11 protein-coding genes are annotated in these 14,106 nt (G+C 67.5%); 9 read left to right on the top strand and 2 right to left on the bottom strand.

What is annotated here, in order from left to right:
• The first annotated feature begins 475 nt into the window (after positions 1-475).
• The 9 genes from PQB87_RS36030 (at position 476) to PQB87_RS36070 (ending at position 11,459) form a co-directional block, all read left to right on the top strand.
• A complete protein-coding gene (locus PQB87_RS36030) occupies positions 476-1,567 on the top strand; it encodes a triacylglycerol lipase (RefSeq protein ID WP_489245040.1) in 1,092 nt (363 codons plus the stop codon).
• Between the two features lie 642 nt (positions 1,568-2,209).
• On the top strand, positions 2,210-3,703 hold the full coding sequence (locus PQB87_RS36035) for an MFS transporter (RefSeq protein WP_341774742.1): 1,494 nt from the start codon (positions 2,210-2,212) through the stop codon (positions 3,701-3,703).
• Between the two features lie 9 nt (positions 3,704-3,712).
• On the top strand, positions 3,713-4,300 hold the full coding sequence (locus PQB87_RS36040) for a hydrolase (protein ID WP_027792763.1): 588 nt from the start codon (positions 3,713-3,715) through the stop codon (positions 4,298-4,300).
• Between the two features lie 58 nt (positions 4,301-4,358).
• Positions 4,359-5,522, top strand: coding sequence for a quinone oxidoreductase family protein (locus PQB87_RS36045; RefSeq protein ID WP_027792762.1), 1,164 nt, complete (start codon positions 4,359-4,361; stop codon positions 5,520-5,522).
• Between the two features lie 102 nt (positions 5,523-5,624).
• A complete protein-coding gene (locus PQB87_RS36050; RefSeq protein WP_153491500.1) occupies positions 5,625-6,863 on the top strand; it encodes a CaiB/BaiF CoA transferase family protein in 1,239 nt (412 codons plus the stop codon).
• Positions 6,860-7,732 (top strand): HpcH/HpaI aldolase/citrate lyase family protein, encoded by an 873-nt coding sequence (locus PQB87_RS36055; RefSeq protein WP_489245043.1) that lies wholly within the window; start codon positions 6,860-6,862, stop codon positions 7,730-7,732. Before PQB87_RS36050 ends, PQB87_RS36055 begins: the two co-directional genes overlap by 4 nt.
• On the top strand, positions 7,729-9,222 hold the full coding sequence (locus PQB87_RS36060) for an MmgE/PrpD family protein (protein WP_489245044.1): 1,494 nt from the start codon (positions 7,729-7,731) through the stop codon (positions 9,220-9,222). Before PQB87_RS36055 ends, PQB87_RS36060 begins: the two co-directional genes overlap by 4 nt.
• Entirely contained in the window at positions 9,219-10,238 is a 1,020-nt protein-coding gene (locus PQB87_RS36065; RefSeq protein WP_059621316.1) for a cyclase family protein, read from the top strand. The genes PQB87_RS36060 and PQB87_RS36065 overlap by 4 nt, the downstream gene beginning before the upstream one ends.
• A gap of 291 nt (positions 10,239-10,529) precedes the next feature.
• Positions 10,530-11,459: a LysR family transcriptional regulator gene (locus PQB87_RS36070; protein WP_124544475.1), complete on the top strand. Its 930-nt coding sequence runs from the start codon at positions 10,530-10,532 to the stop codon at positions 11,457-11,459.
• A gap of 16 nt (positions 11,460-11,475) precedes the next feature.
• Here the strand turns inward: PQB87_RS36070 and PQB87_RS36075 are convergent, their stop codons facing one another.
• Both PQB87_RS36075 and PQB87_RS36080 read right to left on the bottom strand, forming a co-directional pair.
• Positions 11,476-12,945 (bottom strand): MmgE/PrpD family protein, encoded by a 1,470-nt coding sequence (locus tag PQB87_RS36075; RefSeq protein ID WP_059688250.1) that lies wholly within the window; start codon positions 12,943-12,945, stop codon positions 11,476-11,478.
• Positions 12,946-12,989: 44 nt separating this feature from the next.
• Complete coding sequence (locus tag PQB87_RS36080) at positions 12,990-14,072, bottom strand: porin (RefSeq protein ID WP_059688249.1); 1,083 nt, start codon at positions 14,070-14,072, stop codon at positions 12,990-12,992.
• Positions 14,073-14,106 lie beyond the last annotated feature (34 nt).

The raw sequence follows: 14,106 nt of genomic DNA on the forward strand, positions 1-14,106 counted from the left end.
TGACCATTGCTCCATGACGGCAACGCGATAAGGCACGTCGGGCGGGTCGAGGTGCCGGTGCGGTTGTGACATCCGGCGTTGCGGTCTCCCCTGGCCGGAAATGTGTGATCCGCGTGTTGCTTGTCGGTGCAAAGCCGCAACGGCCGGGATCACAAGACGTCGAGGAAGAACGATGGAGCTAGTGGTTGATGCACCCGTTGTCAACTGACTGGAGGGCCCTGTCTAACAACCTGCACAGCGTTGTTGAACGTGATTCACTTCGCGTGCTGGTGCGAAAACGTTCGTTTGTGTTCGTTTTTATTCGTTTTCCGGCATCGGAGTACGTCGCGCCAAGCCGTCGCGCCAAGCCGTCGAGTCGGTACGGCCGACATCCCGCGCGCGGGCGACGCTTCAGTGCCGGAAGCGTCGCTGCATCAGCGATTTCCGCATCCTCATCCTCGAGCAACTGACATGTACGTAAAAAATGGAGAGCAAGATGAGCAGATCGATACGAGCGAAGGCAGTGGCGACCGTGGTGGCGATCGCAATGAACGCGGCCCCGGCCGCGAGTGTTGGAACCGTTCTGTCGCTGGCCGGCGCGCAGGCCGTTTCCGCCGCGACGACCGCCGTTGACGACTACGCGGCGACCCGGTACCCGATCATTCTCGTGCACGGGCTGACCGGCACCGACAAGTACGGTGGCGTCGTCGAGTACTGGTATCGCATTCCGGAGGACCTGCGGGCGCACGGCGCGGCGGTATACGTTGCCAACCTGTCCGGCTTCCAGAGCGACGATGGCCCGAACGGGCGTGGCGAGCAATTGCTTGCGTTCGTGAAGCAGGTGCTCGCGGCGACGGGCGCGCAGAAGGTGAATCTGATCGGCCATAGCCAGGGCGGCCTGACATCGCGTTATGTTGCGTCCGTTGCGCCGGAACTGGTCGCATCGGTGACGACGATCAGTACGCCGCACTGGGGCTCGCAATTCGCGGACTTCGTGCAGCAACTGTTGCAGACGGACCCGACCGGCCTGTCGTCGACCGTGCTCGGCGCATTCGCGAATGCGCTCGGCACGTTGACGAGCAGCAACTTCAATACGAACCAGAATGCGATTCAGGCGTTGTCGGTGCTGACGACGGCAAAGGCCGCCGCATACAACCAGAAATTCCCGAGCGCGGGTCTCGGCGCGCCGGGCTCGTGTCAAACCGGCGCGTCAACGGAGACTGTCGGCGGCAATACGCACCTGCTTTATTCGTGGGGCGGCACGGCGATCCAGCCGACAGCGACGGTGGCCGGCGTGACAGGGGCCGTCGATACGAGCGTGAGCGGGGCCATCGATCCGGCGAACGCGCTCGATCCGTCGACGCTGGCACTCCTCGGCAGCGGCACGGTGATGATCAATCGCAGCGCCGGTCCGAACGACGGCGTCGTGTCGCAATGCAGCGCGCGGTTTGGCCAGGTGCTCGGCACGTATCACTGGAATCACACCGATGCGATCAACCAGATCCTCGGCGTGCTCGGCGCGAATGTGGAGGATCCGGTGGCGGTAATCCGCACGCACGCGAACCGCTTGAAGAATCAAGGCGTGTAATCGATGACAGGAAGCAAGCGCGGCATCGCGCGACGCCGGCATGTCCGGCGTCGCGCCTGCCGTGATCGAGCGGATCGTCGTGCATCGAGTGGTTTCTTCAGCGCGTCGTCGATAACGGTCACCAGGGCGTGGCCTGTCGGTGCTTCGGCGCGGTCGATACGCGCATCATCGCGGAACCGTTCCGGAGGCGTCGGCGCGCTGTCGTGACGGCAATCGGCCATGCAGCCCCGTCAGCCTCGAACGCGTCAGGATCTCATCCTGAGAGCGCAGGGCGCAACGACGCCGATTACCCCGCACTCGCGAGTGTGGGGCCGGTCTAGAGCCACTGCTCTGAATTCCCGTTGCACTGCCGCATAAAACGATCGTCAGTCGTTGGAAGTGCACGGGGAAAATCGCTTCGTACTCCAACTGAAAAATCCGTCTCGACCCGAGAGTATGACCGTCCAGCAAGGAATGCAGGGCGTTTGACGATTTCATTCCCGGCTCGCCGGAGACACGCTCGATCATCGCGGTTCGCGATCCGCATTCAAGCGACGAATGTGTGCATCGCAACAATCCATTTCATTCACGGCAATCGTAACGGTAAGGTGAACGCACGTTCGAATTTGATCGAGCGACGCGAAACCACCCAGTGACGATGCCATGACAACGAACCGCGATCGACCTGCCAAAGTGTCAGCCCCGTCTTCCGGTGTCACGCCGGCAGGCGGCAATGCGCGTGCGGCGGGCCCGCGCCTGCCGGCCAGGCTGGTGGGCCCGATCGTGCTCGGCACGCTGCTCAACGCGCTGAACTCGTCGATGATCGCGGTCGCGCTCGTCAGCATCCAGCAGGCGTTCAACCCGCACGGGCATGAACGCATCGACACGATGTGGCTCGTGTCGGGCCTTTATCTCGCGACGGCCGTCGGCCAGCCGACGATGGGGCGGCTCGCCGACCGGTTCGGTGCGAAGCGGATCTTCTGCATCGGCCTCGCGATCGTGTTGATCGCGTCCGCGCTCGCGCCGTTCGCACCGTCACTCGGGTGGCTGATCGCGTCGCGCGTCGCGCTCGGCATCGGCACGTCGGCCGCGTATCCGGCCGGCATGGCGATGATCCGCACGTGGTCGCAGCGGCACGCGAACGGCGCGACGCCGACGGGCGGACTCGGCGCGATCTCGGTGGCGGCACAGGTGGCCGTCGCGTTCGGGCCGCCGCTCGGCGGCGCGCTCGTGCAGTTCGCCGGCTGGCGTGCGATCTTCTGGATCAACGTGCCGATCGTGCTGCTCGCGTTCGTGCTGGCGTGGCTGTGGATTCCGGCCGACGTCGTCCCGCGCGGCGCGCAGCAACGCCGCACGCTGCGGGGCACGCTGAAGGAGCTGGACCTGCCGGGCGTCGTGCTGTTCGTCCTGACGCTCGCGAGCCTGCTGCTGTTCCTGCAATCGGTCACGCACGATCCCGACTGGCTGCTGCTCGTCGCGACGCTGGTGCTGTGCCCGGTGCTGGTCGGGCACGAGCGGCGGGCCGCGACGCCGCTGATCGACATCCGCATGCTCGGCGACAACCGTGCGCTCACGAGTACATACCTGCGTTGCGTCGGCACCTACGCTGTGTTCTACGCGATCTTCTATGCGCTGCCGATGTGGCTGCAGGAGGCCAGGCACCTGTCCGCCGCCGATGCCGGCCTCGTGATGCTGCCGGTCGCCGGGATCGGCACCGTGGCGACGATGCTCGCGACCCGCCTCGCACACCGTCACGGCTCGCGGCCGGTGCTGATCATCGGCTCCGCGATGCTGTGCGTCGGCAGCGTCGTGATGAGCCTGCTCACCAGCGCGATGCCCATCTGGTCGATCGTAGTGCTATCGATCGTGTTCGGCGTGCCGAACGGCTTCAACAATCTCGGCAACCAGGCCGCGCTCTACCAGAGCGCGCCGCACGACCGGATCGGCACGGCCTCGGGGCTGTACCGCACTGCGCAGTATGTCGGCGGCAGCCTGTCGTTTGCGCTCGTCGGGCTGGCGCTCGGCCATCCGGCGAGCGATCGCGGCCTGCGCGAGCTGGCCATCGTCCTGGCGGTCATCAGCGTGCTGCTGCTGCTCAACGCAGCGTCGAGCCGGCACCTGGATACCGCCGCTTCTTCCATCCCCCAACAGAAGTGAGGTTTTGACATGTCCACTCCGACGCTCAATCGCACGGTCGCCCTGGTCGCCATCGACCTGCAGAACGGCATCGTGTCGCTGCCGGTCGTGCCCTACACCGGCGCGCAGGTCGTGGCGAAGACGGTCGAGCTCGCGACCGCGTTCCGCGCGTTGAAGCTCCCCGTGATCTACGTGCACACGAGCTACCAGCCGGACGGCGGCGTCGCGCTGAAGGTCAGGACGGATGCGCCGTCGGCGCCGCCGAATCTCGACCCCGAATGGAGCGCGTTCGCGCCGGCGCTCGGCGTCGGGCCGTCCGACATCGTCGTGACGAAGCACCAGTGGGGCGCGTTCACCGGCACCGACCTCGACGTGCAGCTGCGCCGGCGCGGCATCACGGACATCGTGCTGACCGGGATCGCAACCAACATCGGCGTCGAATCGACGGCGCGCCAGGCATACGAGAACAACTACAACGTCGTCGTCGTCAGCGACGCGGTCAGCACGTCGTCCACCGACGCGCAGACCTTCGCGCTGACGCAGATCTTCCCGAAGCTCGGGCAGGTCGCCGCGACGGCCGACGTGGAGGCGGCACTGAAGCAGGCGTATTCGCGCTGAACGAAGCGGCGTGTTCGGCGTGCACCATTCAAACAGAGTCATTTACCGAGGCATGACGATGATCAAGACCGATGCATGGGTTCTCTACGCAGGACCGGAACCGAGCAGGAAGCAGGCGCCCGTGGCGGGCGAACTGCGTCGCGAGACCTTCGAATTCTCCGATCTGGAAGCCGACGAGGTGCTGGTCGAGCCGCTGTACGGATCGTGGGAGGCGAACCTCGACCACGCGCTGTCGCGCAATCCGGTCGACATCTGCCGGCAGCGCCGCGAGGACAAGATCGTGCTCGGCAACGGTGCGCTGGTGCGCATCGTCGAGCGCGGCAGCGGCGTGAAGACGCTGAAGGAAGGCGAGATCTGCATGGTGATGCCGTTCGGCAAGCGCGATGAATACGGGTTCGCCGAGCTCGTCTACGCATACGACGCGCCGGGCACGATCGGCGTGATGGCGCAGCGGACCAAGATGCGCGCCGACAACCTCGTGGCGGTGCCGACGGACAGCCGGCATTCGCTGCTGCAATGGGCGACGTACGGCCGCTACTTCACCGCGTGGGACAACTGGAAGGTGGCGTCGACGTGCTGGCGCTCGCAGCTGCCGGACGTCGATCCGGCCGACTACCTGGTATTCGGCTGGGGCGGCGGCACGACGCTCGCCGAACTGCAGCTCGCGAAGCGCGAGGGTTTTCGCGTCGCGATGACGGCGAGCAACGACCGGCGCCTCGAGGAGCTCGCGAAGCTCGGCATCACGCCGGTCGATCGCCGCAAGTTCCCGAACCTCGCGTATGACGACGAGCGCTACAAGACCGATCCGGAGTACCAGGCGAGCTATCGCGAGTCGGAGCGGGTGTTCGCGGAGACGATCGCGGAGCTGAGCGGCGGCCGCGGCGTCGCGATCTTCCTCGACAACCTCGGCGGCGCACTGTATCGCGCGACGATGCGCGTGGTCGGCCGCACGGGTATCGTCACGACGGTCGGCTGGAAGACCGGGATGCGCCTGTGGAACCTGCGCGCGACGGAGTGCATCAACCGCCGCCTGCACATCCACACGCACGCGTGGCGCTACGACGACAGCATCACGATCCGCGATTTCCAGGAAACGAGCGGCTGGATCGGCGAGGAGCCGACCGAGATCTTCGATTTCGACGAGGTGCCGAAGCTCGCGTCCGACTACCTGAACGGGAAGATCCAGACGTATTTCCCGATCTACCGGATCAACGCCGTCTGAGCGGCAGGTCGCGCGCCGCGCCCGCATCGCTGCAGGACGATTAGTCATGCAGATGATGTCGGTGTGCGGCGCGCCGTGCAATCCATCTGACTGGAGAACGGCATGGCCACTGTGGAAATGGGGGGCGTCGACACCGGTGCGGCGTCGGGCGCGTCCAAACCGGCGCCGCTCGACGGCATTCGCGTGATCGACGCCGCGACGTTGTTTGCGGGCCCGCTCGCGGCGACGATGCTGGCGGACTACGGCGCCGACGTGATCAAGGTCGAGCATCCGGACGGCGATCCGGCGCGCAAGTACGGCGCGCGTCGCGACGACGTGCCGTTGTGGTGGAAGGTGCTCGCGCGCAACAAGCGGGCCGTCACGCTGAATCTCGGCACGGCCGACGGCCAGCGGATCTTCCGCGAGATGGCGGCGCAGGCGGACGTGGTCGTCGAGAATTTCCGGCCCGGCACGCTCGAACGCTGGGGGCTCGGTTACGACGTGCTGTCCGCGATCAACCCGCGGCTCGTGCTCGTGCGGGTGACGGGCTTCGGGCAGTTCGGCCCGTATGCGAGCCGCCCCGGCTTCGGGACGCTGGCCGAGGCGATGAGCGGGCTCGCGTCGGTCACCGGCGAGGCCGACGGGCCGCCGCTGCTGCCGTCGTTCCCGCTCGCGGACACCGTCGCGGGGCTGAACGCCGCGTTCGCGATCATGACGGCGCTGAAGGCGCGCGAGCACACCGGGCGCGGCCAGGTCGTCGATCTCGCGATCATCGAGACGATGCTCGCCGCGATGGGCGCGCAGGTCGCGAGCTACGACCAGACGGGCCGGGTGCCCGAGCGCACCGGCAATCGTTCGCCGAACAATTCGCCGCGCGGGGTGTACCGCACGTCGGACGGCAAGTGGGTCGCGCTGTCGACGTCGGCGCACAGCATCGCGGAGCGCGTGATGCGCCTCGTCGGCCGAGCGGACCTGATCGACGAACCCTGGTTCGCGAACGGCGCCGAGCGCGCGAAGCATGCGGACGAACTGGATGCGGCGGTCGGCGGCTGGATCGGGCAGCGCTCGCGCGACGACGTGATCGCCGAGTTCGAGCGCGCGCAGGCGGCGGTCGCGCCGATCTACGACGTCGCCGACGTGCTCCGCGATCCACAGTACGCGGCGCTCGGCTCGGTCGTGTCGGTGCCCGATGCGGAGCTCGGCGCGTTCCGCACGCACAACGTGCCGTTCCGGCTGTCCGACACGCCCGGCGCGATCCGCTGGGGCGGACCGGCGCGCGGCACGCACAACGACGAAGTATTCGGCGCATTGGGACTGGAGCGGCACGAGATCGCCGATTTGACCGAACGGGGCATTGTATGAAAACCAGCGCAACCTACCGCAGTTACCTCTACGTGCCGGCGCACAAGGCGCAGGTGGTGGACAAGGCGTATGCAAGCGAGGCCGATGCCATCGTGCTCGACCTCGAGGATGCCGTGCCGGCCAGCCACAAGGCCGAAGCGCGCGAGGCGGCCGCCGCGATTCTCGCGGAAGGCCCGCCGAAGCCGACCTACGTGCGGATCAACCCGATCGGCAGCCCGTGGTGTCGCGACGACGTCGACGCGATCGCGCAGCCGGCGCTGCAGGCGCTGCGCCTGCCGAAATGCGACCTGCCGCAGCATATCCAGGAAGTGGCGGGCTGGCTCGACGCGCTCGGCAGCGAGGCGAGCATCCAGATCCTGATCGAGTCGGCTTACGGTGTCGAGACGGCTTACCAGCTCGCGACCGCGTCGCCGCGGCTGGAGCGCATCGGGCTCGGCGAGAGCGACCTGCGCGCGGACCTGCAGATCGGCGTCGACAACTTCACGCTCGAGGTGTGCCGCGCGCGCTGCGTCGTGGTGTCTCGCGCGGCGGGGCTCGCCGGGCCGATCCAGACCGTCTATCACACGCTGCCCGATCTCGACGGGCTGAGGGAATCGACGTTGCGCGCCAAGTCGATGGGGTTCCTCGGCCGCTTCGCGATTCATCCGTCGCAGCTCGCGGTGATCAACGAGGTGTTCACGCCGTCGGACGACGAGATCCGCGCGGCCGAGCGGGTGCTCGAGGCAGTCGATGCGGCAGCGGGCAAGGCCTCGGCGTCGTCGGTCTTCGTGCTGCCGGACGGCCGCGTGGTCGCGCCGCCGCTGATCGCCAACGCGCGCGTGACGCTCGCGCTCGCGAACAATCTTCGACTCAGTGGAGCACTGGCATGAGCACACCCGAGACGCTTTCCGCTCCGGCGGCGGCCGCCGATCCAGTTGCACCGGCCCGGCCCGCGCCACCCGACGGCATCGTCGGCGCGCTCGGCCGCTTCGCGGCGGAGGTGCGCGCCGGAGGGCTGGAATACCGGCTGCGCGTCGAGGCCGCCGCGCGCGTGCTCGACGTGGTCGGCAACAGCCTGATCGCGCACGACGAACCGGTCGTGCAGTCGGTGCTGCAGGTCGCACGGCGCTGGGCGGGCACCGGCCCGGCGAGCGTGATCGGCGCGCCCGACCGGCTGCCGGCCGCGAGTGCCGCGCTCGTCAACGGCACGCTCGCGCATGCGATGGACTTCGACGATTCGCACATGCTGTCGGTGCTGCATCCGAGTGCGTCGGTGATTCCGGCCGCGCTCGCCGCCGCGCAGGCGAGCGGCGCGTCGGGCGCGGCGCTGCTCGATGCGATCACGGTCGGCACCGAGGTGTGCATCCGGCTGGGCGTCGCCGCCTATAACGAGCGGCTCGGCAATTCGGTGTTTTTCGAGCGCGGCCAGCACGCGACGTCGATCTGCGGCACGGTCGGCGCGGCGGCGGCCGCGGCGATGCTGCTCGGGCTCGACGCCGCGCAGATCGCGGCGGCGCTCGGCATTGCCGCGAGCATGGGCGCGGGCCTGCTCGAAGCGAACCGCACCGGCGGCTCGGTGAAGCGGATTCACTGCGGCTGGGCGGCGCATGCGGGCGTGAGCGCGGCGGAACTGGCGGGCGCGGGCGTCACCGCGCCGCCGACCGCGCTCGAAGGCCGCTTCGGCTTCTTCCACGCATGGTGCGGCGACCTCGCCGATGTCGACGCGGTGCTGCGCGACCTGGGCGACGAATGGGAGACGAGCCGGATCATCTTCAAGCCGTATCCGTGCAACCACTTCACGCATCCGGGCATCGACGCGGCGCTGCAACTGAAGGCGCAAGGCGTGACGGCGGACGACGTGGTGTCGGCCGAGCTGCGGGTCGCGATGTCGACGCTGCGCACGATCGGCGAGCCGGCGGAGTTGAAGGCGAATCCGCCGAACGGTTATGCGGCGGCGTTCTCGGGGCCGTACACGGTCGCGGCGGCGCTGCTCGGCGGCGGCGGGCTCGGCGTCTGGTTCGACGATTTCGACGATGCGCTTGCGCGGGACCCCGCACGGCGCGCCCTGGCCGCGAAGGTGCGTTGCGTGGCCGATCCATGGTGCGATGCGCGTTTTCCGCATTTCCTGCCGGCCGTGCTGCGCGTCGAGCTGCGCGACGGACAAGTGCGCGAGGCGTGGATCGAGTCGAGCAAGGGCACGAATTCGCGGCCGCTGACCGAGCAGGAACTCACCGCGAAATTCGTGCTGGCGGCGAGTTCGGCGCTCGGCATGGAGCGCGCGCTCGCGCTGCGCGACGCGGTACGGTCGCTCGCCGACGATGCGCCGTTCGATGCGCTCGCGGCGCTGACGTCGGGCACGGAAGGAGGACACCGATCTTGAATGCACCCCGCTGGAAAAAGCGACCGCCCGGCTCGAACTGGGGCGACTTCGGTCCCGACGATCAGAAGGGGCGGCTGAACTGGCTGACGCCGGACAAGGTGCGGCAGGGCGCGGCCGAAGTGCGGGAAGGGCTGTCGTTCTCGCTGAGCCTGCCGCTCGACGTGCCGCGCGGCGGCGGGCTGAACGCGCGGCGGCGGCCGCCGGCGATCATGCCGGCGCTGCTTGGCGACAAGCCGTATTTCGGTTATCGCGCGGACGAACAGGTTGCGAACGCAACCGATGTGGTCTGCGACGATTCGTTCTGCATGCACTCGCAGTTCTCGACGCAATGGGACGGCCTGTCGCACGTGGGCGGCGTGTTCGACGCGGACGACGACGGCGTGCCTGAAATCGTGTTCTACAACGGCTTCCGGATGGGCGAGCATCTGCGGGTGCCGCAAGAGGGCGACGCGACGGGCGGCGCGCACGCGCTCGGCATCGAGGTGATGGCGCAAACGGGCGTGCAGGGGCGCGGCGTGCTGATCGACCTGCGGCGTCATTTCGGCGACGCGCGCACGAAGGTCGGCTTCGCGCAACTGATGCAGGTGATGGAGGCGGACCGCGTGCAGGTCGAGCGCGGCGACATCGTCTGCATTCACACCGGCTTTGCGGATCTGCTGCTGAACGACGATGGCGGATCGCCGGCGACGGTCGCGAGCGCGTGCGTGCTGGACAGCGGCGATGCGCGGCTGCTGCAATGGATCGACGAATCGGGGCTGGCCGCGCTCGTGGCCGACAACCATGCGATCGAGGAACGTCCGCAACATGCGCAACCGCTCGCGCAACCGGGCGCGCTGATGCCGCTTCACGAACTGTGCCTGTTCAAGCTCGGTATTCACCTCGGCGAGCTGTGGCACCTGACGCCGCTCGCGAACTGGCTGCATGCACACGGCCGGAACCGGTTTCTGCTGACCGCGCCGCCGCTGCATATCCGCGGCCTGGTCGGCGCACCGGCGAATCCGGTCGCGACCGTTTGAGCTTGCGGGCGGCCGCCGGGGCGGTGGTCGCCCGCATTTTTTTCAATGCGACCTTTTTTCAAAAATCACGAATCAAATGGCCGATTGGCACGGTATCCGAAAGAATCGATGCGAAACGGACCCACTAATTTAAAAAATTAACCAATACCGCTCGATACCTAAAAATATAGATACGTCAAGATTGGACTATTCTTGTGCATTGCACTAAATATCAGGGGATTGCTCCGATTGCGGAATTTCGAAATCGCAATCGGAGGCGGTGTTTAACCTGTTTAGTGGATGGTCGCAAACATGAATCTACGTTCGATCGATCTGAACCTGCTGGTCATACTCGATGCGCTATTGACGGAGAAACAGGTCACCCGGGCCGGCCAGAAGGTCGGCCTCACGCAGCCGGCCGTCAGCAACGCGCTGGCGAGGCTGCGGTTCCTGTTCAAGGACGAGATCCTGGCGCGCACCGCGGTCGGCATGGAGTTGACGCCGCGCGCACAGGCGCTGGCGATGCCGATTCGACAGATCATGCAACAAATCGAGGAATTATTTGAATCGGATTATCAATTCAATCCTTTTACGTCCGAGCGCCATTTCACGTTGCGCATGTCGGATCTCACCGAATTGCTTTTGCTGCCGGCTTTGCTGCGCTGCATGCGCTTGACCAGCCCGAATATCGGCATGGACGTCGTGCACATGAGTGCGGCCAAGACCGCCGACGCACTCGAATCGGGGCTGCTCGACCTGGCGATCAGCGCCGGCCTCGAACATTCGGGCACGCTGTCGTCGCAAATCGTGTTTCATGACCGGATGGTCTGCGTGATGAGCCGCAGCCATCCGGAAGCGGGCACGCCGCTGACGCTCGACCGGTTCCTCGCGCTCGACTTCCTCAACGTGACGATCAATCCGGTCGACCACAGCCTGGTCGACAACCTGCTTGCGAACATGAACTGCACGCGGCGCATCGCGCTCAACGTGCCGCACTGGCTCGTCGTGCCGAACATGCTGGATGCGCTGCCGTACGCGGTGATCATGTCGGAGCGGCATGCGCTGAGCCTCGACGATGCGCGGCTCGTGATCCGCGACCTGCCGCTCGCGATGGAGCCCGTCGCGTGGTCGCTGTACTGGCACCGGCGCTACGACGGCAGCAACGCGCACGCGTGGTTGCGCAGCCGCATCGTCGAGGTTGCGGAAGCGCTCGAACGGCACGGCGTCGCGGCGGAAGCTTAGGGTTCGTTCACGTCGGTCAGCCGACGACGAGCAGCGGCGGCAGCGTCGCGATGTCGGGCTGCTCGTCGAGCCGCCACAGGTAATCGAGCGCCGCGCGGATCTGCGCCGGGCCCCAGTGCCGCCGGCAGTTCTTCGTGAACTTCGCATCGTAGTCGTCGCGCCGCATCGGCCGCGTCGGCGAGCCGGGCAGGTCGTCCACCTGCTTCGTGCAGGTCGACCCGTCCTCGCACACGGCCGTCACCCGGTTCGGCGCGTGCGCGGGATAGCGGGCGGTCAGCGCCGGGTCCTCGCGCACCGTGATCCGCTCGATCAACGCGCGCAGCGCCGGATCGTGCAGCGCGTCGGGGCGGTAGCTCTCGGTCGTGATGTCGCCGTCGAGCATCGCGCGCGCGACGATGTACGGCAGGCTGTGGTCGGCGGTCTCGTGCGTCGACGGCGCCCATTTTTCGCGGTCGCGGCCGGCTGTCACATAACCGACTTCGGTCGTGTCGATCTCGATGCGCCGGATGCGGCGCAGGTCGCCGACCTGCGCGGCGACGTCGAGTGCCGCCGGAATCGCGGTCTGCGTGAGCCCTTGCGCGGGATAGAACTTCACGAAGCACTTGCCGATCCGGAACGCGCCGCCGCGCCCGCCGAATTCGCGCGTGTCGACGGCGAACGGCCCGGACACCTGCGGAAAGAATCCCGCCATGCCTTCGAAGATCGGCGCGGGGCCGGTCAGCCCGGCGCGCGCGAGCTGCGTCGAGAACACCGCGTTGCGCGCCGCGTCCGCATCGGCGAGCGCCTTCCAGTTCGACAATTCCTGGACGCGCGTCTGGTTCAGCGCGAGATGACTGTTGATCGACAGGTTCACCGCCTGCACCAGCTGCGGCGCGGGCATGCGCATCAGCTTGCCCGCGGCGAGCGCGACGGCGGGCAGGCTGTAGCACGTGTGATCCCAGCCGCGCGGGCTGATCGCGGCGGCGTCCATCAGCCGGCACGCGATCTCGTAGGCGATCGCGATCGACAGGATCAGGTCGCGGCCGTTCGCATGCTGCGCTTCGGCGACTGCGAGGCACGCGGACATGTTGTCGCTCGGATGGCCGGTCTCCTTGCCGGCGTAAGCGTCGTTGAAATCGTAGTAGCGCAGTGCGGTGCCGGTCGCGAACGCGGCGAGATCGGGGCTCGTGCGCTGGTTCGTGCCGACGATCGTCGACACGCCGCCCGGCGACGCGAGCGCCGCGTCGCGCGCGATCCGCACCGGACGTTCGTCGTGCGCGGCGATCGCGCAGCCGAGCGCGTCGATCAGGTGCGCCTTGATCGTCTCGATCGTCGCGGCGTCGAGGTCGCGATACTGCAGCCCGGCCGCGTAGTCGGCGAGTTGCTGCGCGAGATCGGGGCGGCCGGGGGTGGCGCCGGCGGCCGGCAGCACGCCCGCGCGGGCGTGGGCGAACGGCAGCGCGAGCGCCGCGCCGGTCAGCGTGGAAAGGAAGTGGCGGCGGTTCATTGTGCGAAGACTCCGAAGGTTCCTGAAACTGGGGAGAGGCGAGGTCAGAACAGCTTGCGCAGGCCGAGTGCCAGGCCCGCGCTGCTGGCGCGGTCGCCGGCCAGCGTGTAGTGGAGGAAGTTGTAGTTGTAGTTGTCGAAATCGAGCGCGGCGCGGCGCGCGTAGCCGCCCGCCAGGTACAGCGTGACGGCTTTCGACAGGAAGTAGTTCAGCTGCAGCGTGACCTGCTGCGGGTTGGCCGGGTGCGGCGTGGGTGTCTGCGCGTTCGGCGCATTCTGCGCGCGGATGTCCTCGTAATAGAACGCGCCGACCGCCTGCAGGTAAGGGGTGATCGCGTAGCGCACGCCGGCCCACCAGAACGTGTAGCGCGTCACGACCGACGGTGCGGCGACGCCGCTCTGGCCGTGCGTGACGCCGGCCAGCAGCTGCGCACGGCCGACGGACGCGATCGCGGCGGCGGCGTAGCGGCGGAAATGCGCGAAGCCGCCCGGCTGCGGCGTGTTGACGTTGTCGAACGCGGCGGCGAGCGAGAGTGCGCCGCCGGCATAGTCGAAGCCGGCGCCATAAGCGGCGTTCGACTGGAACGCGCCGGGCGTGCCGCCGAACGAATAGTGCGTTTCGAGCGTCAGCGGGCCGATCTTCGCCAGGTACTTGGCGACGTTGTTCTCGCGGAAGTTGACGCCGACGATCGCGCCGGCCGGCTCGTACAGCGTCGAGTACGCGCCCGTCGGCGAATAGCGCTCCATGACGTCGAACAGCGTCGTGTACTGGTGGCCGAGCCGCAGCGCGCCCCAGCGCTCGTGCTGCAGCCCGACCCATGCGGAGCGGTCGAAGCCGCCCGCGCCGGTGCCGGTGCCGTTGTTCAGGTTGATGCCGCTTTCGAGCCGGAACGCGGCCTGCCAGCCGCCGCCGAGTTCCTCGACGCCCTTCAGGCCCCAGCGCGAGCCGCTCTTGCCGCCCGACGCCATCCGCACGAGCGATGCCGACGACTTGTCGCCGGGCGCGGCCTGATGGGTGAGGAATTCCGTATAGATGTCGGCCACGCCATACAGCGTGATCGTGCTCTGCGCGCAGGCGCTGGCCGATACGAGGCCAAGTCCGCACAGTGCGGACATCCGCTTGCCCATGGTTTGTCTCCTTCCAGGGTTTGTTCTTTGTTTG

This window comes from Burkholderia sp. KL41 (genome assembly GCF_057005415.2).